Origin of the sequence: Kitasatospora sp. NPDC096147 (assembly GCF_044763225.1) — a bacterium.
Classification (GTDB): domain Bacteria; phylum Actinomycetota; class Actinomycetes; order Streptomycetales; family Streptomycetaceae; genus Kitasatospora.
Genome location: NZ_JBIWFX010000007.1, coordinates 245,958 through 264,527, shown reverse-complemented (window position 1 = coordinate 264,527; position 18,570 = coordinate 245,958). Strand labels below are relative to the sequence as shown.

Annotated in this window: 19 protein-coding genes; 4 read left to right on the top strand and 15 right to left on the bottom strand. The window is 74.5% G+C overall.

The features are described 5' to 3' along the window. Window positions 1-132 precede the first annotated feature (132 nt). Genes ACIRBX_RS23350 through ACIRBX_RS23335 form a run of 4 tightly spaced genes read right to left on the bottom strand, consistent with a single transcriptional unit; the run spans window position 133 to window position 4,107 of the window. On the bottom strand, window positions 133-405 hold the full coding sequence (locus ACIRBX_RS23350) for an acyl carrier protein (protein WP_402299048.1): 273 nt from the start codon (window positions 403-405) through the stop codon (window positions 133-135). 49 nt (window positions 406-454) lie between these two features. Continuing rightward, complete coding sequence (locus ACIRBX_RS23345) at window positions 455-1,681, bottom strand: ketosynthase chain-length factor (RefSeq protein WP_402299228.1); 1,227 nt, start codon at window positions 1,679-1,681, stop codon at window positions 455-457. A gap of 53 nt (window positions 1,682-1,734) precedes the next feature. Beyond that, window positions 1,735-3,003, bottom strand: a complete 1,269-nt coding sequence (locus ACIRBX_RS23340; RefSeq protein WP_402299047.1) for a beta-ketoacyl-[acyl-carrier-protein] synthase family protein — start codon at window positions 3,001-3,003, stop codon at window positions 1,735-1,737. A 9-nt stretch (window positions 3,004-3,012) separates the two neighbouring features. Next, a complete protein-coding gene (locus ACIRBX_RS23335; RefSeq protein WP_402299045.1) occupies window positions 3,013-4,107 on the bottom strand; it encodes an acyltransferase domain-containing protein in 1,095 nt (364 codons plus the stop codon). 405 nt (window positions 4,108-4,512) lie between these two features. Between ACIRBX_RS23335 and ACIRBX_RS23330 the strand changes: the two genes are divergently transcribed. Both ACIRBX_RS23330 and ACIRBX_RS23325 read left to right on the top strand, forming a co-directional pair. Then, window positions 4,513-5,541: a ketoacyl-ACP synthase III family protein gene (locus tag ACIRBX_RS23330; RefSeq protein ID WP_402299044.1), complete on the top strand. Its 1,029-nt coding sequence runs from the start codon at window positions 4,513-4,515 to the stop codon at window positions 5,539-5,541. Then, a complete protein-coding gene (locus ACIRBX_RS23325; RefSeq protein WP_402299042.1) occupies window positions 5,538-6,491 on the top strand; it encodes a 4'-phosphopantetheinyl transferase family protein in 954 nt (317 codons plus the stop codon). The genes ACIRBX_RS23330 and ACIRBX_RS23325 overlap by 4 nt, the downstream gene beginning before the upstream one ends. A gap of 410 nt (window positions 6,492-6,901) precedes the next feature. On the opposite strand, the gene ACIRBX_RS23320 is transcribed toward ACIRBX_RS23325, so the two are convergent. The 7 genes from ACIRBX_RS23320 to ACIRBX_RS23290 form a co-directional block, all read right to left on the bottom strand. After that, window positions 6,902-7,864 carry an ABC transporter substrate-binding protein gene (locus ACIRBX_RS23320; RefSeq protein WP_402299041.1) on the bottom strand — a complete coding sequence of 321 codons (963 nt, stop codon included), beginning with the start codon at window positions 7,862-7,864 and terminating at the stop codon, window positions 6,902-6,904. Window positions 7,865-7,939: 75 nt separating this feature from the next. Next, complete coding sequence (locus ACIRBX_RS23315) at window positions 7,940-8,698, bottom strand: amino acid ABC transporter ATP-binding protein (RefSeq protein WP_402299039.1); 759 nt, start codon at window positions 8,696-8,698, stop codon at window positions 7,940-7,942. Then, window positions 8,695-9,648: an amino acid ABC transporter permease gene (locus ACIRBX_RS23310; protein WP_402299037.1), complete on the bottom strand. Its 954-nt coding sequence runs from the start codon at window positions 9,646-9,648 to the stop codon at window positions 8,695-8,697. The genes ACIRBX_RS23315 and ACIRBX_RS23310 overlap by 4 nt, the downstream gene beginning before the upstream one ends. Window positions 9,649-9,660: 12 nt before the next feature. After that, on the bottom strand, window positions 9,661-10,725 hold the full coding sequence (locus ACIRBX_RS23305; RefSeq protein ID WP_402299036.1) for an LLM class flavin-dependent oxidoreductase: 1,065 nt from the start codon (window positions 10,723-10,725) through the stop codon (window positions 9,661-9,663). 36 nt (window positions 10,726-10,761) lie between these two features. Further along, window positions 10,762-11,280: a flavin reductase family protein gene (locus tag ACIRBX_RS23300; protein WP_402299035.1), complete on the bottom strand. Its 519-nt coding sequence runs from the start codon at window positions 11,278-11,280 to the stop codon at window positions 10,762-10,764. Then, window positions 11,267-12,532: a phosphotransferase family protein gene (locus ACIRBX_RS23295; RefSeq protein WP_402299034.1), complete on the bottom strand. Its 1,266-nt coding sequence runs from the start codon at window positions 12,530-12,532 to the stop codon at window positions 11,267-11,269. The genes ACIRBX_RS23300 and ACIRBX_RS23295 overlap by 14 nt, the downstream gene beginning before the upstream one ends. Further along, window positions 12,510-13,412, bottom strand: a complete 903-nt coding sequence (locus tag ACIRBX_RS23290) for a BTAD domain-containing putative transcriptional regulator (RefSeq protein ID WP_402299033.1) — start codon at window positions 13,410-13,412, stop codon at window positions 12,510-12,512. The genes ACIRBX_RS23295 and ACIRBX_RS23290 overlap by 23 nt, the downstream gene beginning before the upstream one ends. Before the next feature lie 142 nt (window positions 13,413-13,554). On the opposite strand from ACIRBX_RS23290, the gene ACIRBX_RS23285 reads away from it, so the two are divergent. Beyond that, window positions 13,555-14,469, top strand: coding sequence for an MBL fold metallo-hydrolase (locus tag ACIRBX_RS23285; RefSeq protein ID WP_402299031.1), 915 nt, complete (start codon window positions 13,555-13,557; stop codon window positions 14,467-14,469). 247 nt (window positions 14,470-14,716) lie between these two features. Continuing rightward, a complete protein-coding gene (locus ACIRBX_RS23280; protein WP_402299030.1) occupies window positions 14,717-15,436 on the top strand; it encodes an SDR family NAD(P)-dependent oxidoreductase in 720 nt (239 codons plus the stop codon). A 95-nt stretch (window positions 15,437-15,531) separates the two neighbouring features. Here the strand turns inward: ACIRBX_RS23280 and ACIRBX_RS23275 are convergent, their stop codons facing one another. The 4 genes from ACIRBX_RS23275 to ACIRBX_RS23260 form a co-directional block, all read right to left on the bottom strand. Continuing rightward, window positions 15,532-15,834, bottom strand: coding sequence for an antibiotic biosynthesis monooxygenase family protein (locus ACIRBX_RS23275; RefSeq protein WP_402299029.1), 303 nt, complete (start codon window positions 15,832-15,834; stop codon window positions 15,532-15,534). 85 nt (window positions 15,835-15,919) lie between these two features. Further along, window positions 15,920-16,990: an alkene reductase gene (locus tag ACIRBX_RS23270; RefSeq protein WP_402299028.1), complete on the bottom strand. Its 1,071-nt coding sequence runs from the start codon at window positions 16,988-16,990 to the stop codon at window positions 15,920-15,922. Then, window positions 16,987-17,556, bottom strand: coding sequence for a nuclear transport factor 2 family protein (locus ACIRBX_RS23265; protein WP_402299026.1), 570 nt, complete (start codon window positions 17,554-17,556; stop codon window positions 16,987-16,989). Before ACIRBX_RS23265 ends, ACIRBX_RS23270 begins: the two co-directional genes overlap by 4 nt. Window positions 17,557-17,672: 116 nt before the next feature. After that, window positions 17,673-18,509 carry a BTAD domain-containing putative transcriptional regulator gene (locus tag ACIRBX_RS23260; protein WP_402299025.1) on the bottom strand — a complete coding sequence of 279 codons (837 nt, stop codon included), beginning with the start codon at window positions 18,507-18,509 and terminating at the stop codon, window positions 17,673-17,675. Between the last annotated feature and the right edge of the window lie 61 nt (window positions 18,510-18,570).

Here is an 18,570-nt window from a genome sequence, read left to right as displayed (position 1 = left end):
GGTGGCCCGCAACTGCACGGCCCCCCACCCCCGGCCAACGCTGGGGGTGGCGCTGCCTTCCTGACGCCGCGGCCGCGGGGGGGGGGGGGGGGCCCCGGGGGGGGGCCCCCCCCCCTCCGTGCGTGCGGCCGGTCAGCCGGCCGTGGCGAGCGTGGAGTTGACCAGCTCGACGAAGGCCCGGGGGGTGTCCACCCCGTCCAGGTCCTCGTCCGGCAGGACCACCCCGTAGTCCCGGGTGATCCGGCCGGCCACCTCCAGCAGGGCCAGCGAGTCGTAGCCGAGCTCGGTGAACGGTACGTCGGCGACGTCGCCGGTCAGGTCGACGCCGTCGTCCTCTCCCGCCGACTCGCGGAGGATCTGGGTGAACTCGTCGATGCTCAGTGCGGTGTCCGCGTCGGCGCTCATGGCGGGGCCTCTCTCGAATCTCGTTGGTGGAACGGGTGGGGAAGGAAGGTCAGTCGACGGTGACGACGGCTGCCGCGTTGAAGCCGCCCTCGCCCCGGGCCAGCACCAGCGCGGCGCGGCCGGTCAGGGCCCTGGGCCCGCCGGTCACCAGGTCGACCGGCAGCTCGGCCGGGACAGCGGTGACGTGGGCGGTGGGCGGGGCGCTGCCCTCGCGCAGGGCCAGCAGCGCGGAGACCAGGTCGAGCGCGGCGCCGCCCGCGTAGAGCCGGCCGGTCAGCACCTTGGGTGCGGTGACCGGGACCCCCCGGGGGCCGAACACGGCTGCCAGGGCGGCGGCTTCGGCCCGGTCGGCGGCCGGCACCCCGGCCGCGTCGGCGAACACCACGGCCACCTCGGACGGCTCCAGGGCGGCGTCCGCGAGCGCGGTCCGGATCGCCCGCTCCAGGCCGTCGGCGTCGGCGGCGTGCGGGTCGGGGTCGAAGGTGGCGGCGTAGCCCGCGAGCTCGCCGTACACCCGGGCACCGCGCCGCTCGGCGGCGGTCGGGTGCTCCAGCACCAGGTAGGCGCCGCCCTCGCCGGGGACGTGGCCGGCGGCGGCCTCGTCGAAGGGCAGGTAGGCGCGGTCGGCGCGGTCCCCGGTGGAGAGCCGGCCGGAGGCCAGCTGCCCGGCCAGGCCGAGCGGGCAGAGCGCGCCGTCCACTCCCCCGGCCAGCATCAGGTGGGTGCCCTTGCGGATCTGCCGCCGGGCGTGGCCGATCGCGTCCAGCCCGCCCGCCTGGTCGGAGACCACCGCGCTGGCCGGGCCCTTGAGGCCGTGCCGGATGGAGATCTGACCGGTGTTCACCGCGTAGAACCAGGCGAAGGACTGGTAGGCGCTGACGAAGGCGCCGCCCTTGCTCCAGAGGTTCTGCAGCTCGCGCTGGCCGAACTCGAAGCCGCCCATCGAGGAGGCGGTGGCGACCCCGGCCTGGTACTCCGGCACGGTGGCCAGGTCGATGCCGCTGTCCTTGAGCGCCTCGTCGGCCGCGTACAGGGCCAGCCTGGTCTGGTGGTCGGTCTGCGGCAGCAGGCGGCTCGGGATGTGCTCGGCGGCCACGAACTCCGAGACCTCCCCGGCGAAGTTCACCGGATAGCCGGAGGCGTCGAAGCGGGTGATCCCGGCGATGCCGCTGGTGCCGCCGACGGTGGCGGCCCAGTGCGCCTCGGCACCCAGGCCGGTGGGGGCGGCCACGCCGAGGCCGGTGATCACCGGGCGGACGGACGGACCGGTGGCCAGGCGCTCCGGGGCCGCTGACGCGGTGGCCGGGGCGGGGGTGGTGACGGTGTCCGTCACGCGAGGCTCCTCTCGGGACGGGCGAGCACCACGGCGCTCTGGAAGCCGCCGAAGCCGCTGCCGACGCTGAGCACCGAATCCACCCGGGCCTCCCGGGCGGTGTTCGGCACGTAGTCCAGGTCGCAGAGCGGGTCGGGCTCGTGCAGGTTGGCGGTGGGCGGGATCAGGCCGTGCTCCATCGCCAGGACGGAGGCGACGAGTTCGAGCGCGCCGATCGCGCCGAGCGAGTGCCCGATCATCGACTTGATCGAGCTGACCGGCACCCGGTAGGCGTGCTCACCGAGCGAGGTCTTGAAGGCGGCGGTCTCGTGCCGGTCGTTCTGCTTGGTGCTGGAGCCGTGCGCGTTGACGTAGTCCACCTGCTCCGGCCGCAGCCGGGCCTCGTCCAGCGCCAGCCGGATCGCCTCGGACATCTCGGTGCCGTCGGAGCGCAGGCCGGTCATGTGGTAGGCGTTGCTCCGGGTGCCGAAGCCGGCCACCTCGGCGTAGATCCGGGCCCCCCGGCTGCGGGCGTGTTCCAGCTCCTCCAGCACCAGGACGGCAGCGCCCTCGCCGAGCACCAGGCCGTTGCGGCTGTTGTCGAACGGCCGGGAGGCGTGCTCGGCGTCGTCGTTGCGCGGGCTGGTGGCCTTGATGGCGTCGAAGCAGGCCAGCGTGATGGGTGAGATCGGCGCGTCGGTGCCGCCGGAGATCACCACGTCCGCACTGCCCTCCCGGATCAGGTCGGCCGCCTGGCCGACCGCGTCCAGGCCGGAGGTGCAGCCGTCCGAGACCAGCGCGACCGGGCCCCGGGCCCCCACCTCGCGGGCCAGTTCGGCCGCCAGCGAGCTGGGCACGAAGTGGTCGTAGAGCCGGGGCACCACGTACTCGTGGTCGACCAGCCAGCGGGCGCCGCCGTCGCTGAGCACCACGTACTCGTTCTCCATCGAGGTGGTGCAGCCGACCGCGCAGCCGAGCGAGACACCGGTGCGCAGCCCGGAGCCGCCCGCCAGGTCGAGCCCCGAATCGGCCACCGCCTCGCGGGCCGCGACCAGGGCGAACTGCCCCGCCCGGTCGAGCCGGCGGGCCTCCTGCGGCGATAGCCCGGCCGCCGCCGGGTCGAAGTCCACCTCGGCCGCGATCCGCGAACGGTAGGGGGAGGCATCGAAGAGCGAGATCGTGCGGGTCGCGGTGCGCCCGGTGGACAGCAGGTCCCAGTACCGCTTGATGCCGGTACCGCCGGGCGCCACCGCACCGATCCCGGTGATGACGACGCGTCGTTCCATGACCATCCTCTACTCCTCGGCGGCGAGGGCCGGCACTGCGGCACCCACCGGCCTGGACAGCGCTCCGGCGGGTTCACCGGAGCGGTCGGGCGGACCCGCCGGGCCGGCCGGGGTCACCGGGCCGGCGGCGGGGGCGTTCGCGAGCTCGGCGAGCGCCTTCTCGTACACCGCGCGCTCGGCCTCGGGGGTGCCGGGCCGGGCGGGCAGCAGACTGACGGAGCGTGAACCGCCCCGGGTGACGGCCGGGTGACGGCGCACCAGCGCGGTCAGGCCCTGGCCGGGCCCGGCCTCGGCGAGCAGCAGGTCGCGCTCGGCCAGCAGCCCGTCCAGCGCGGGCCCGAACAGCACCGGCCGGGCCGGCTGGAGTGCCCAGTACCGCAGGCCGAGCACCCGCTCCCCGGTGAGCGGGCCGGGCTCGTAGCCGGAGTACAGCGGCAGCCGGGGCTCACGGATCGTCAGCCGGGCCAGGCCGGGCAGCGCCCGGAGCGCCGCCTCGGTGAGCACCGGGCTGTGGAACGGGTTGTGCGCGCGGGAGCGGCGCGCGGTGAACCCGTCGGCCCGCAGTCGGGCCTCGACCTCGCCGAGCTCCGGGTCCGGACCGGACACCAGGACCTGGCGCGGCGCGTTGACCGCACCGACCACCACGTCCCGGGTGAGGTACGGGGCCAGTTCCTCCGGAGTGGCCAGCACGGCGAGCATCCCGCCGCGCGGGGTCCCGTCGAGGTGGGTGATCCGGTCGGCCATCAGGCCGACCGCCTCGGCCGGTTCGAAGACCCCGGCCAGGGTGGCGGCGGCGACCTCGCCGACGCTGTGGCCGAGCAGCGCGGCCGGGCGTACCCCGGCGTCCAGCACGGTCCGGCCGACGGCCCAGTTCAGCGCGTACAGCAGTGGCTGGGCGACCCGGATGCCGTCGGCCTCCGGGGTGCAGGCGCCGGCCAGCCAGTCGGCGCGCAGGTCGAAGCCGCGCGAGTGCCAGAGCTCCAGGACCTCGTCCATCCGGGCCCGGAACCCCGGGTGCGACCGGTACAGGCCGACGCCCATCCCGGGCTGCTGCGCGCCCTGGCCGGGGAACAGCAGGGCGGCCGGTGGCGGTGGGGCGGTCACGGCTTCTCCTCTCTTCCGTGCTCTTCGGTCGTGCTCTTCTCGGTCGTACTCATCTCGGTAGTGCGCTGCGGTCGTCCTCATCTCGGTCGTGCAGGCGTGTCAGGTCTTCGGTGCCGACATGCTGCGAGCCCCGGCTGGAGGCTCGGTACACCGCCGGAACAGCGCCCAACTGCCCTTTCGTCAGCGGACGTTCGCAGCCCGGACGGTCTCCAGTCGCTCTGGACCGTTCGTCCACCGGGCGCCCGGAGCTTGGATCACGAGCCGGAGCGCGTGACCCGTCGCACCGGTGGACCGCGGGCGGGCGAGGCCGCCGGGCCGGGCGACCCCCCGGACCGGCGGCCGTCGTCGTCCGCGCACCCGCGTCCGCAGCCGAGCCACCGACCGAGTCGAAAGGGCCCCCGGAAGATGAGATACGAGGACCTCCACATCGCCGGTGCGGCGATCCATCTGGAGGACCGCCACCCGGCCGAACTGGCCGTGCGGGACGGGCTGTTCGACGAGCGCAGCGCGACCCGCAGCGGGATCGAGGCGACGGCCGTCTCGGCCGGCTCCTCCGCACCCGAGCTGGCCTCCGCCGCCGCCCGCTCGGTGCTCAAGCTGACCGGCACCCACCCGTCCGACGTCGATCTGCTGCTGCACGCCACCATCCAGCACCAGGGCCACGACCTCTGGGCCGCCGCCTCGTACGTCCAGCGCCGGGCCGTGGGCAACCGCTGCCCGGCGATCGAGATCAAACAGCTCTCCAACGGGGGCATGGCAGCCCTGGAGTTGGCGGCCGGCTACCTCAGCGGAGCGGAGGGGCGGCGGGCCGCGCTGCTGACCACGGGGGACGTGTTCGGCGCGCCCGGCTTCGACCGCTGGCGCAGCGATCCGGGCACCGTCTACGGGGACGCCGGCACCGCCCTGGTACTGGGCCGGGGCCCGGGCGGCATCGCCCGGCTGCGCAGCCTGGTGACGGTCTCGGACCCCGACCTGGAGCAGATGCACCGGGGCCGGGACCCGTTCTCGCCGGTCCCGTTCGCCGTGCGGCAGCCGATCGACCTGGGGCTGCTCCAGCGGACCTTCATCGAGGAGACCGGCCGCTCCTACAGCGTGGCCAGGATCACCGCCGGGCAGGACGAGACGCTCAAGCGGGCACTGGCCGAGGCGGACTGCGAGCTGTCCGGGATCTCCTGGTTCGCACTGCCGAACTTCGGCCTGGGAAGGCTGAGTTCGGCCTTCCTCCGACGCTGGGACATCCCGGTGGAACGGACCACCTGGCGGTGGGGCCGCACCGTCGGGCACCTGGGGGCGGGCGACCAGTTCGCCGGGCTCGCCTTCCTGGCCGAGTCGGGCGAGGTGCGGGCCGGGGAGCTGGGCCTGCTGTTCGGCGTCGGCGCGGGCTTCACCTGGAGCTGCGCGGTGGTCGAGTTCACCGGCACGGCCGCCGGATGACCCCCCGTCAGCCGTCCACGGCCCCCGGCGTCGCCCCCCGCACGGCCGCGGGCCACCACCCGGCTGCCGGCGACCGGAGCGGCAGGGCGCTCCCCCGGGAGACCGGGCAGGACCGCACCACCGGTCCGGCCGCCGCCGGAGCCGAGCGCGACCCGATCCGTGACGCCGGGCCGATCCGTGACGCCGGCCCGATCCCCGGCACTGGTCCGGCCCCCGGTATCCGGGGTGCCACCTCCCCGGCGGACCACCACTCCCCCGTCGGGGTGACCGTCTGGCAGGGCGAGATCGGGCCGGACGGCGGCGGGGCGGAGGACCAGCACCTGCTCTCCCCCGCCGAGTTGGCACGGATGGGCCGGATCAGGTCACCGCTCGCCGCCCGCCGCTGGGCGGGCAGCCGGGCAGCGCTGCGGCGGGTGCTGGCCGAGCGGACCGGGCAGGCACCCGGGGAGCTGCGGATCGCCCGGGGTGCCTGCCCGCACTGCGACGACGGCGGGCACGGGCCGCCGGTCCTGCTCGACGCACCCGTGCCCGTGACCTTCAGCCTCTCCCACAGCGGCGCGCACTGGATGGTGGCGGTGGCCCCCGGCTTCCCGGTCGGGGTGGACCTGGAGCGGGAGCGGCCGGTGGATCTGGACGCCGTCACCCGGCGGGCGCTCTCCGCCCGGGAGGCCCGGACGGTCGGCGCCCAGGGCGCCGCCGCGCTGTTCCGCAGCTGGACCCGGAAGGAGGCGGTGGCCAAGGCGATGGGCACCGGCACCGCCACCGACCTGCGACGGATCGACACCGACCCGGCGGCCCCGGCCACCGCCCGCACCCCGGCCGGCTGGCGGGTCCACTCGCTCCCCGCCCCACCCGGCCTGCACGCCGCCCTCGCGGTCCCGGACCTCCCGGACATCACCTGGCGGGTGCGCACCGCTGCGCCCGTCGGGGCTCACCAACTGACCGGCTGACACCCTCCGACGTTCAGCAGCCCCGCCTCTGTCAGGAGGGCGGGCGGTGAGGCGGGAGACGAACGGGTGGGGCCGAGCCCGGCGGGGCGTTCGACGGCGAGCCGCTTGACCGCGGAGCGTTCAACAGCAGGGCGGGCTGGCGGGTGGGGCGGGTGGCGAGCGGGCGGCGCCGAGCCCAGCGAGCCGTTCGACGGCGGGGCGGGCAGGCGGGCTGGCGGGCAGGCGGGCTGGCGGGCTGGCGGGCTGGCGGGCTGGCGGGCTGGCGGGCTGGCGGGCTGGCGGGCTGGCGGGCTGGCGGGCTGGCGGGCTGCGCAGTGTCCCGCTGCCCACCGGGCCCTGACGGCCCGTCGGCCGTGGCACCGTTCCCGCCCGCCCCCGTCCCCGGGCCGGCCCTGGCTCCCGCCCGCCCGTCAGGGCTTGGTGGGCGGGTTGACCGCCGAGGCCGGCACGGCGGCGTCCTGGAGCTGCCACTTGGTCAGGATCTTCTTGTAGGTCCCGTCCTTGATCAGCTTGTCCACGGCCTCCTTCAGCGGCTCGGCCAGCGGGGAGCCCTTCTTGACGACCAGTCCGACGTTCTTCCGCTCCAGCTCGTTCAGGTAGCGCAGGTTCGGCTGCTGGGTGGCGGCGTAGCGCAGCACGCTGGAGGTGGTCATGAGCAGGTCGACGTGTCCCTGACGGAGCGCCAGGAAGTGCGCGGCGGCGTCGGAGTAGGTGGAGACGGTGATCGGCTTCTGGCCGGCCGCCTCGCACTCCTTGCTGGCCTTGCCGAGGTCGCTCTCGTACGAGGTGCCCGTGCCGGTGCCGACCTTGAGGCCGCAGAGCTGGGACAGCTTGTCGACCTTCTTCAACTGGCTGTCGTCGCGCACCGCGAAGCCGGTGCCGTCCGTGTTGTAGAGCACGAAGTCGACCGCCTGCTTGCGCTCGTCGGTGACGCCGAGGTTGGCGGTGCCGAGCTCGTAGCGGCCGGCGCTCAGGCCGGTGATCAGGGAGGCGCCGCTGACCTTGGTGCGCTCGATCTTCAGGCCGAGCACCCGGGCGACGGCCTCCGAGATGTCGATGTCGATGCCGCGCGGGTCGCCGCCGTCCTCGGGACTGAAGGCGATCGGCGGCACGCCGATCGCGGAGCCGACCCGGAGCACGCCCGAGGTGCTCAGCTCGGCGGGCAGCTTGGCGGCCAGGGCCGGGTCCTTGGTGATGGCCGAGACCACGTCCTCCTTGCCGAGGTCGGCGGCTCTGGTGTCCTCCGGGATCTTGTCGCCGCCGGAGCCGCAGGCGGCCAGCAGCAGGGTGAGCAGGGCGGCCCCGGCCACGGTGGGCAGGAGGCGGCGGGCCCGGCCTCCGGAGGCGGGGACGGAGGCAGGGGTGTGGGACATGGTCGTTCTCCTAGCGGATGCGGGTGTGCGGAGTGAGGGTCGTGACGCGTGACGGTGGTGACAGGTGACGGTGCTTCAGGTCCGGGCCAGGAAGCGGACGGTGCGCTCCTCGCTCGGGGCGTCCAGCACGGCCTCGGGCGGGCCGGACTCGACCACCCGGCCGTTGTCCATGAAGACCACCTGGTCGGCGACCTCACGGGCGAAGCGCAGCTCGTGGGTGACCACGATCATGGTCATCCCGCCGTCGGCGAGCTCCCGGATGACGTTCAGCACCTCCCCGGTGAGCTCCGGGTCGAGCGCGCTGGTCGGCTCGTCGAAGAGCATCGCCCGGGGCTCCATGGCCAGCGCCCGGGCGATCGCGGCCCGCTGCTGCTCGCCGCCGGACAGCTGGCGCGGCCGGGACCGCACCTTGTCGGCCAGCCCGACCCGGGCCAGCAGGCCCCGGGCCCGCTCCTCGGCCTCGGCCCGGCCCAGGCCGAGCAGGGCCCGCGGGGCCTCGGTGACGTTCTCCAGCACCGTCAGGTGCGGGAAGAGCCGGAAGTTCTGGAACACCATGCCGGTGCGGGTGCGCTGGCGGGCCACCGCGCGGCGGGAGCGCTCGTAGAGCCGCCCGCCCCGCCACTCGTGACCGACCAGTTCGCCGTCCACCACGATCCGGCCGCCGTCGATGGTCTCCAGCCGGTTGACGCACCGCAGCAGGGTGCTCTTGCCGGAGCCGGACGGGCCGATCACACAGGTGACGGTGGATTCGGGGACGGTCAGCGAGACGCCGTCCAGCACGGTCAGCGCGCCGAAGGACTTCCGGACCGCGACGGCCTCGATCATTCCGGTCATGTCCGGGCCCCCGTGGCGAAGCGCTTCTCGACGAAGTACTGGACGGTGCTGAGCAGGGTGGTCAGCAGCAGGTACCAGAGGGTGGCCACCAGCAGCAGCGGGATGACCAGGTAGTTGCGGTTGTAGACGAGTTGGGTCTCGAACAGCAGGTCCTGGACGGCGATCACGCTGACGATCGAGGTGCCCTTCAGCAGGCCGATGATCTGGCTGCCGGCCGGCGGCAGGATGGCCGGCATGGCCTGCGGGAGCACGATCCGGCGGAAGATCCTCGGCCCGCCGAGGCCGAGCGCCTCAGCTGCCTCGACCTGGTCGCGGTCGACCGAGAGGATGCCGGCCCGGACGATCTCGGCCAGCTGCCCGGCCTCGTGCAGCACCAGGCCGATCACGGCGGCGGTCAGGCCGCTGATCAGCTTCTCGGTGGAGAAGTCGGTGAACGCGGGGCCGAACGGGATGCCCAGGGAGAGGCGCGGGTAGAGCAGCGAGATGTTGTACCAGAACAGCAGTTGGACCAGCATCGGCACCGAGCGGAACAGCCAGGTGTAGCCGAAGCTCAGGCTGACCAGCACCGGATTGCGGGAGAGCCGCATCACCGCGAGGCCGGTGCCGAGGACGAATCCGCCGGTGAACGCGACCGCCGTCAGCCAGAGCGTGGTGACCAGGCCGGAGAGGATGGTGTCGGCGGTGAAGTAGCGGCCGACCACCTCCCAGCGGAAGGCGTCGTTGGTGACCAGCGCGTTCAGCGCCATCGCCAGCAGCACCACGCCGGCCGCGGCAGCGGCCCACCGGGCCGGCCGGGGACGGGGCCGGGCGAAGGCCGCGTCGGCCTCGCCCGGCCCGCCGGGCGGTGGCCCGCCGTCGGCCCTGCGGGTGGGTGGGGTCGTCCCCTCGTCGTCGGCGGGGACGGTGGGGCCGGGGCCGGGACGGCCCTGGCCGGTGCGCAGGGAAACCATCGCGGTCCGTTCTCAGTCGTTCGTTGCGTAGTGCGGCAGGACGTGCTCGGCGAACAGCCGGATGGTGCGGGCGGCCTCCTCGAACGTGGTGTTCCCGGAGACCACCTGGAGGCTGATGGTGAAGTCGCCGTACCAGCCCCGGATGTCCTCGATCGCGGCCCGCACCTGCTCGGGGCTGCCCACCAGCGCCTTGCGCTCGGCGACGGACTTGCCGAAGTCACCGCGCCCGGCCTTCTCCACGATCTTCTCGTAGCCGGGGTAGTCGGCGCTGCGGGTCTCCCGCCAGGCCGAGACGGCCGAGGCCAGCGAGCGGTTGGCCCGCTCGTTCGCCAACCTGCCCTGCTCGCGCGCCTCTTCGCCGTCCTCGGCCAGGTAGGCGCCGTAACTCATGTGCACGTCCTCCTCGGTGGGCTTGAAGCCCACCTCGGCTGCCGCGTCCCGGTACAGCTCCAGGGTCTGCTGGACGGCCTCGCGCGGGTTGATCGAGGGCACCAGCATCACGCCGTAGCCGTTGCGCCCGGCCGCCTCGGCCGAGGCCGGGGTCTTCGCGGTGGCGACCAGGATGCGCGGGTGCGGGCGCTGCCAGGTGCGCGGCAGCAGGGTGACCGGCCCGAACTGGTGGAAGGTGCCGTCCCAGCGGACGTCCTCCTCGGCCCAGAGCCGGCGGATCGCCTCCACGCCCTCGTCGAAGCGGGCCCGGCTCTCGTCCAGCGGCACCTGGAAGGCGGTGAACTCGTCCGGCAGGAAGGCGCGGCCGAAGCCGACGTCGAGCCGGCCCTTGGCGATGTTGTCCAGCATGGCGAGCTTGCCGGCCAGCTTCACCGGGTGGGTGAAGGCGGGCAGGACGGCACCGGTCACCAGCCGGACCCGGCTGGTGCGGGCCGCGGCGGCGGCCAGGAAGGTCACCGGGTCGGGGCTGTAGCCGCCGTACTCGTGGAAGTAGTGCTCGACGGTCTTCACGTGGTGGAAGCCCAGCTCGTCGGCGAGCTCGGCCAGCCGCAGCGCCTCGTCGAAGTACTCGCCGGCCGGCTTGTCGGCCGGGCCCACGGTGGGGAAGAGGTTGATCCCGAACTTCATGTCGTTCCCTCGGAGTTGGAGGCCGCTCGGGCGGGGTCAGTCCGCCGTCGCGGTGCCGGACAGGGCGGGTACGGGCAGGTGAACGTAGGCGCGGTTGTGGTAGAGGATCGGCTCGTTCCCGAAGAGGGTGGCGCTCTCGATCAGGCCCAGGAAGACCCGGTGGTCCCCGGCCGGCACCTCCTGGTAGACGGTGCACTCGGCCACCGCGCTGAGCAGCGGGGCCTCCAGCACCGGGGCTCCGGCGGCGTGCTCGGAGGGGGTCCACTCCAGCCCGGCGAACTTGTCGTCGCCCTTGCCGGCGAACCGCTGCGAGAGCCACTCGGTGCGCGCCGCCAGGAAGTTGACCGCGAAGCCGCCCGAGTGCCGGATCGCCTCCAGGGTGCGGGAGCTGTTCCCCACCCCGATCACCAGCAGCGGCGGCACCATCGAGGCCGGGATCACCGCACTGGTGGTCAGACCGGCCGGCTCGCCCCCCGGGCCCGCGGCCGTGACCAGACAGACGCCGGCCGGGTGCGCACCGAAGAAGGTGCGGAAGTGTTCGTCATCGATCGCCATGGTTCTCTGTTCCTCCCTTGGGCGCCGAGCCTGATCCGGTCCGCTGGAGGGCAGGTCCATCCGCCCTGGAAGGCCCCGCCACCTCCGTCAGCACGGTGGCCAGCAGGCGGGTCGCGTTGCGGTGCAGCGGGAAGTCCGCGCCGGGCGGCAGGATGCCGCTCTCCTCCAGCAGCCGGGCCACCCGGGCGGTGACCACGGCGAACCGGTAGGCGGCGAAGACCTGGTGGTACGGCAGGTGGCTGACGGTCCGTCCGACGCCACGCTCCCAGCGGTCCACCGTGGCGTCCCGGTCCGGCAGACCGGCCAGCCGGGTGGCGCCGATGCCCTCGCTGAGGTGCCGGTCCAGGTGCAGGTACCAGGCGAGGTCCGCCTCGGCCGGGCCGAGCGCGGCAGCCTCCCAGTCCAGCAGGGCGGCCGGGCGGGTGCCGTCGAACAGGATGTTCCCGAGCCGGGCGTCGCCCCAGAGCACCGAGGCCGGCCCATCGTCGGCAGCCGGCAGGTGGGCGCGCAGCCAGGCGAGCGCCTCGGCGGCCGGGGCGTTGTCCGGCGCGACGCCGTAGAAGTCCAGGTGGTGGGTGAAGTGGCCGAGCAGCTGGGCGGTGCCGGTCGGGCCGAAGGCGGGGCGGTCGAGGTGGTCGGCGCCGAGCTCCTTCGGGTCAAGGCGGTGCAGGGCGGCCAGCGCGTCCACCCCGCCGTTCCACACCTCGGCCCGTTCCTCCGGCCCGAGGTCGGCCAGCCAGCCCTCCCGGTGGTAGGACGGCAGGTCGGCCGGCACCAGCCCGTCGACCGCCTCCAGCACCACGAAGGGCGCACCGAGCGGCTCCGCCGACGGCTCGTCACCGAGCACCCGGGGCACCGGCAGGTCGGTACCGGCCAGCAGCCGGAGCAGCCGCACCTGGCCGGCCCAGTCGTCCTCCGGGTAGACCCGGTGCCCGGTCGGGGCGACCCGGACGGCGATCCGCCGGCGCCGCCGCTCGCCGGTCGCGGCCTCGGTCCACTCGGCGTCGGCGAGCAGGATCTCGCCGGAGAAGCCGGCACCCTCGGGGACGGTGACCGGGCCGACCACCACGTCCGTCCTGGTACCGCTGGGGCCCCTCCTGGGCCGGGCGTCGGTCTCGGGCTCGGGTGCGGGGCCGCTCACGGAGCCGGGCTCGGGGGTGCGGCCGGGACCGGGCTCGTCCGCAGCCCCGGTGAGCCAGCGGGCGAGCGCGGCCCGGGTCTGCTCGGGGTCACGTTGCAGGGGTACGGGCAAGGGTGCCTCCTCGGGCATCGGTGCGGCCACGGCCGGCCGGCAGCAGCGGACGGATCTGACTCGTCGAACGGGAGGACGGCGAAGCCGAGTTGGGCCGTGCCGGGGACGGGGTGTGCGGCGGGATCGGCCCGCCGTGGCGGATCGAGGCCCGGATCCGGCCGATCGCCGGGCCGGGCGCGATCCCCAGGTCGCGGGCCAACCGGCCGGTCAGCCGGTCGGCCACCTCCAGCGCGTCCCCGATCCGGCCGCTCTGCTGGAGCGCGGCCATGTAGCGGGCGTGCAGCGCCTCGTGCACCGGGTGACGGCGGGTCAGCACCGCCAACTCGGCCAGCACCTCGCGGTGCCGCCCGAGCCGCAACTGCGCGTCCAGGTACGTCTCGTGGACCTGGAGCCGGCGGGCCTCCCAGTGCGTCACGGCGGCCTCCAACACCGGCCCGGTGCGCACGTCGGCCAACACCGGCCGGTCCCACAGCGCCAGTGCCCCGCGCAGCAGCCGGGCCACCATCACGTCGTCCCCGGCCGCCCGACCGGCCAGGTCCACCAGTCGCTCGAACCGCAGCAGGTCCAACTCATCCGTCTCGACCATCAGTTGGTATCCCTGCCCGGCCGTCCGCAGCCGCTCGTGCGCGGCCTCCCGGCCGCCGACCGACGGCATCCGGGCCAGCATCCGGCGCAGCTGCATCACGTAGGTCTGGAGGGTGGTGGCCGCGCTGGGCGGCGGATGGCCGCCCCAGATCTCGGTCACGTAGGTGCGCACCGGCATCATCTGGTTGGCGTGGAGCAGCAGCAGGCCGAGGAGCTGGCGCTGTTTGGGTGCGGTGGGCAGGTGACGGCCGTCCCGGTCCTCGACCGACAGGCCCCCGAACACGCCGAACTGCATGGGTGGTTCCTCTCCCCGGTTCCTCGGTGGTGTGGGTGGTGCGGGTGGTTCCGGCGCCGGTGGCTCCAGCCAGGTTCCAGCGGCCCTCGGCGCAATGGGCGGGCGCGCGCGGCACCGGCCGCGCCCGAGGACGGGAGGACCGATGACCGGGACGCTGCTGACGGTCGCCGACGGGGTGCACGCCTACGTGCAGGAGCCGGGCGGGTGGTGCGTCAACAACGCGGGGGTGGTGGTCGGCGAGGACGCCGTCCTGGTGGTGGACACCGCGGCCACCGAGCGGCGGGCGCTGGCGCTGCGCGCGGCGGTGGACTCGGTCGCCCGGGGTCCGCGCCGCATCCTGGTCTCCACCCACCACCACGGGGACCACACCTTCGGCAACCACGTCTTCGGCGGCCCGCACTCGCTGCTGATCGGCCATCAGGCCGGGACGGCCGAGCTGCTCCGCAAGGGCACGGCCCTCCAGAAGATGTGGCCGCAGGTGGAGTGGGGCTCGACCCCGGTGGTGCTGCCCTCGCTGACCGTCCGGGAGGGCGCCACGCTGAACCTGGGCGGCACCGAGGTCGAGCTGATCCACCCCGGCGTCGCCCACACCTCGGACGACCTGGCGGTCTGGCTGCCCGAGCAGCGGGTGCTGTTCGCCGGGGACCTGGTCTTCTCCGGGGCCGCGCCGTTCGTGCTGATGGGCTCGCTGAGCGGCTCGCTGCGGGCCCTCGACCTGCTGCGCGAGCTGGACCCCCTGGTGGTGGTCGGCGGCCACGGCCCGGTCGGCGGACCGGAGTTGCTTGACTTCACCGAGGGCTACCTGCGCTGGGTGGCCGGGCTGGCGCGGCGGGGCCTGACGGACGGCCTCGACCCGCTCGCCACCGCTCAGCGGGCCCAGCGCGCCGAACCGGACGCGTACGCCGGGCTGTTGGACGCCGAGCGGCTGGTCGGCAATCTGCACCGGGCCTTCCACGAGGCGGCCGGCGGGGTGCCCGGCGCCCGGATCGAGTCGGCCCCCGCGATGCGCGAGATGGTCGTGCTGAACGGTGGCCGTCCGCTGCGCTGCCTGGCCTGAGCGCGGCGGGGGCGGGGACTGGAGGTCCGGGCGACGGCCGTCCTGGCTCTGGAGGTCTCGGCGCCAGCGGTCCGGGCCTTCGAGGTCCGGGTCCTGGAGGTGAGGGTCCTGGAGGTGAGGGTCCTGGAGGTGAGGGTCCCGGAGGTCCGGGCGCTGCCGGGGCGCCCCCTCCAGCACCGCTCTCCCCAGCCGCGAGCCGGGACGCCGAGTCTCGGCGGAGTACGACAACCGGAGTTGAGGAGAGGGCATGACGACGCTGCAGGGGAAGACCGCCGTGGTGACCGGCGGGACCAGGGGGCTCGGCCACGACATCGCGCTCGCGCTGGCCGGTGCGGGGGCGACCGTGGTGGTCGCGGGCCGGGAGGTCCCGGCGGAGCCCGGGGCGGGCCTGGTGGCGCTGAAGGCCGACGTCACCTCACCGGATTCGGTCGCCGAGCTGTTCGCCACGGTGGCCGACCGGTACGGCGCCCCGCAGATCGTGGTGGCCAACGCGGGCGTCAGCCGCCCCGGACCGGTCGCCTCGCTCTCGGCCGAGCACTGGGGCGAGGTGATCGACACCAACCTGAACGGGGTCTTCCACACCGTACGGGCGGCCCTGCCGTACGTACGGCGGGAGCCGGGTGGCCGGATCATCACGGTCTCCTCCCTCCTGGGTTCGCGGGCCGTTCCGTGGGCCTCGGCGTACTGCGCGTCGAAGGCGGCGGTGGAGGCGTTCACCGCCGTGGTGGCCCTGGAGGTGGCGGCCGAGGGCGTGACGGCGAACGCGGTGGCGCCCGGCTACATCGACGCGGGCATGGGCCGGGCGCTGATCGGGAATCAGGACCTCTGGCCGAAGCTGTCCGCCAACCTCGCCGCCGGGCGCCCGGGGCGCGGTGCGGAGGTCGGGGCGGCGGTGCTGTTCCTGGCCTCCCCCGACAGCTCCTACGTGAACGGGCAGGTGCTCCGGGTGGACGGCGGGGTGCGGTAGCGCGGTGCGGTAGCGGACTGCGGTAGCGGACGGCGGGTGCCCGGGCGGGCCGCAGGTGCGGCCCGCCCGGCGCCGTCTCGCGGTCGCCCTCGGTGTCAGACCTGGGCGGCCCGGCCCTCGCGGACCGGGACGCTCAGGTGCGGCTCGCCCTTGATCAGGCCGCTCAGCGCGTCCAGCCGGCGGCGGAACTCCGGCTCGACCAGCGCCTTGCGGAAGGTCTCCTCGTCCTCCCACTCGGCGAGGTTGAAGTAGACCTTGTCGTCCTTGGTGGAGCGGACCAGGGAGTAGCGGATCAGGCCGGGCTGGGTCTCCATGAAGGCGCCCACGGCCTCGTAGAGGTTCTCGAACTCCTCGGCGTCGCCGATCAGGGTGAGCTTGTTGACGAAGGTGACGGCCATGCTGGGCTCCTCGGTGGGTGTCGCGGTGCGGGTGACGTGCTGCGCGGTGACGTACGGCGGATGACGTACGGCGGATGACGCGTGGTCAGACGGCGGCCAGGACCGGGTAGTCGGTGTAGCCCAGCGGGCCGCCCTCGTAGAAGTACTGCGGGTTCCAGGCGTTGAGCGGGGCACGGGCGCGCAGCCGCTCGGGCAGGTCGGGGTTGGCCAGGAACTGCCGGCCGAAGGAGAGCAGGTCGGCGCCCTCGGTAAGCGCTTTCCCGGCCGCGTCGAGGGTCTCCTCGGTGCCCAGCGGCCCGGTGCCGGCGTTCACGATCACGGTCCGCTGCCACCGCCGGCTCAGCTGGTGGACCAGGCCAAGGTCACTGCCGGCCACGAAGTGCACGTGCTCCAGGCCCAGGGCGTCCAGGCCGTCTAGCAGGACGGGGTAGACCTCGGCCCGATCGGGCTCGGTGATGTCGTTGAGCGGGAAGCCGGGCGAGAGGCGGATGCCGGTCCGCTCGGGGCCGATCTGCTGGGCCACCGCCTCGGCCACCTCCAGCACGAACCGGGCCCGCCGCTCCGGCGCACCGCCGTAGCCGTCCGTGCGCCGGTTGGTCGCCGGGGAGAGGAACTGGTGCAGCAGGTAGCCGTTGGCCCCGTGGATCTCCACCCCGTCGAAGCCGATGTCGGCGGCCACCTCGGCGGCCCGGGCGAAGTCCCGGACGGTGACCGCGATCTCCTCCTCCGTCAGGGCCCGGGGCACCGGGTAGTCCGGCTTCCCCTCGAAGACCCGGGCCTGGCCGGCCGCCCGGACGGCGGACGGCGCGAGCGGTACCTCGCCGTGCAGGTCCGGGTGGCTGATCCGGCCCGCGTGCATCAGCTGGAGGTGGAACCGGCCGCCCTCGCGGTGCACCGCCTCCACGATCCGGGCCCAGGCCCGCGCCTGCGCGGCGGTGTGCAGCCGCACACTGTGCGCGTGGCCGACCGCGACCGGGCTGGGGTGGGTCGCCTCGCTGATCACCAGTCCGGCGGCGGCCCGCTGGGCGTAGTAGTCGGCCATCACCGGCAGCGGGGTGCCGTCGGGCGTGGTCCGGCCGCGGCCCATCGGCGACATCACCAGCCGGTTCGGCAGCTCCAGGCCGCCGACCGTGACGGCGTCGAACAGGCCGCTCACGCGTCGGCCCCGACGGCCGCCCCGGCCACCACTCCGGCCGCCACCGCCGACCCCGCAGCCTCCACCGCCGGCTCGACGGGCTCCTCGACCGCCAGGTCGACCGCCTCGATCGGGGTGATGGTCTCGGCCCCGTCGTGGCTGATGTAGCGGCTGCGGACGTACCAGCGGCCGTCCTGACGCTCCAGCACGTCGTGGGCGGTGGTGGAGAGGTAGAGCCGGGGCTCACCGCCCTTCGGCGTCTCGAAGACCACCGCGTAGTAGCGGGTGCGGACGGTGTCCGGGCCGTCCGGCTCGGCGGCGATCATGCCGAACCAGTGGCGGCGCACCAGGCCGCGCGCGGCCAGCGCGTCGATGCCCTTGCGCATGCCGGCCGCGATGTCGGCCCGGCCGCGCTTGACGTCGGGCTTGACGTTCTGGGCGAAGACGCCGTCCTCGGTGAACTGCTCGGCCCACTCCTCCGCCCGCCCGGCGTCGAGCAACTGGCCGTGCCCGGCGTAGAACTGCACGATGGCCGAGTAGTCCGCGTCCGGCACGGTCCGGGTGTCCGGCGATGCGGTCCGGGTCACTGCTACCTCCTGGATCTGGGGCGCGCCGGTGGGGCGCCGGGATGCCGGTCAATCTGTCCGGGGGCGGTGGAGCGTGCGTGGAGAACGACTCCACCGGCGCTCCGCCACGGGGCGGTTCAGCCCGCCGTGCGCAGCGGCACCGCGCCCGCGCTCTCCGGGCCGGGCAGGTAGACCGACTCGGCCACCGGCACGGAGTTGAGCAGGTCGGTGTGCAGGGTGCGCATCCGGACCGAGGGCTCCAGGCCGAGCTGCTCGCCGAAGGTGCGGCGCAGCCGGCCGAAGACCGCCAGCGCGTCGGCGGTGCGGCCGGAGCGGTAGAGCGCGATCATCAGCTGGGCGTGCAGGTTCTCGTAGGTCGGGTGCTGCCGGGTGAGCACGTTCAGCTCGCCGATCAGCTGGTGGTGCCGGCCGGTGCGCAGGTCCGCGTCGATCCGCTGCTCCAGCGCGCCGAGCCAGGTCTCCCGCAGGCCGCTCAGCCGGGTGCGCAGCAGCGGGCCGCAGGTGACGTCGGCCAGCGCCCGGCCGGTCCACAGGGCGAGCGCTGCGTGCAGCAGCTCGGACTCGCGGCGGTGGTCACCGGCGAGCCGGGCGACCGACGCCTGCTCGACCAGTCTCTCGAACTGGTGCAGGTCCAGCCGCCCCTGACCGACCGCCAGCAGGTAGCCCCGGTCTCGGGTCTCCAGGCACATAGCCGGGGCGCCGCCGCCCGGCTCGGCGGCCGGCGCGGCACCTCTGAGCACCTTGCGCAGCTGCATCACGTAGGTCTGCAGCGTGGAGTGCGCGCTGTTCGGCGGCGCGTCGGCCCAGAGCTCGTCGACGCACTCGTCGATGGTGACCACCTGGCCGGCGTGCAGCAGGAGCAGCGCCAGGAGTTGACGTTGTTTCGGTGCACGCGGCGTGAGTGTGCGAAAGTCGTCGGTGAGGGTGAGCGGGCCGAGGATGCGGGCGTACATCGTGCCTCCAGGACGTGGCCGGTGCGGTGTGCGTGCACCATCCTGTGGCCTCGTCCTTGCA

Coding starts and splice junctions, on each gene's coding strand:
- ACIRBX_RS23340 (WP_402299047.1), bottom strand. CDS start 3,003: ATGGAACGACGCGTCGTCATCACCGGGATCGGTGCGGTGGCGCCCGGC.
- ACIRBX_RS23350 (WP_402299048.1), bottom strand. CDS start 405: ATGAGCGCCGACGCGGACACCGCACTGAGCATCGACGAGTTCACCCAG.
- ACIRBX_RS23320 (WP_402299041.1), bottom strand. CDS start 7,864: ATGTCCCACACCCCTGCCTCCGTCCCCGCCTCCGGAGGCCGGGCCCGC.
- ACIRBX_RS23285 (WP_402299031.1), top strand. CDS start 13,555: ATGACCGGGACGCTGCTGACGGTCGCCGACGGGGTGCACGCCTACGTG.
- ACIRBX_RS23260 (WP_402299025.1), bottom strand. CDS start 18,509: ATGTACGCCCGCATCCTCGGCCCGCTCACCCTCACCGACGACTTTCGC.
- ACIRBX_RS23310 (WP_402299037.1), bottom strand. CDS start 9,648: ATGGTTTCCCTGCGCACCGGCCAGGGCCGTCCCGGCCCCGGCCCCACC.
- ACIRBX_RS23290 (WP_402299033.1), bottom strand. CDS start 13,412: ATGCAGTTCGGCGTGTTCGGGGGCCTGTCGGTCGAGGACCGGGACGGC.
- ACIRBX_RS23325 (WP_402299042.1), top strand. CDS start 5,538: ATGACCCCCCGTCAGCCGTCCACGGCCCCCGGCGTCGCCCCCCGCACG.
- ACIRBX_RS23280 (WP_402299030.1), top strand. CDS start 14,717: ATGACGACGCTGCAGGGGAAGACCGCCGTGGTGACCGGCGGGACCAGG.
- ACIRBX_RS23305 (WP_402299036.1), bottom strand. CDS start 10,725: ATGAAGTTCGGGATCAACCTCTTCCCCACCGTGGGCCCGGCCGACAAG.
- ACIRBX_RS23275 (WP_402299029.1), bottom strand. CDS start 15,834: ATGGCCGTCACCTTCGTCAACAAGCTCACCCTGATCGGCGACGCCGAG.
- ACIRBX_RS23300 (WP_402299035.1), bottom strand. CDS start 11,280: ATGGCGATCGATGACGAACACTTCCGCACCTTCTTCGGTGCGCACCCG.
- ACIRBX_RS23330 (WP_402299044.1), top strand. CDS start 4,513: ATGAGATACGAGGACCTCCACATCGCCGGTGCGGCGATCCATCTGGAG.
- ACIRBX_RS23315 (WP_402299039.1), bottom strand. CDS start 8,698: ATGACCGGAATGATCGAGGCCGTCGCGGTCCGGAAGTCCTTCGGCGCG.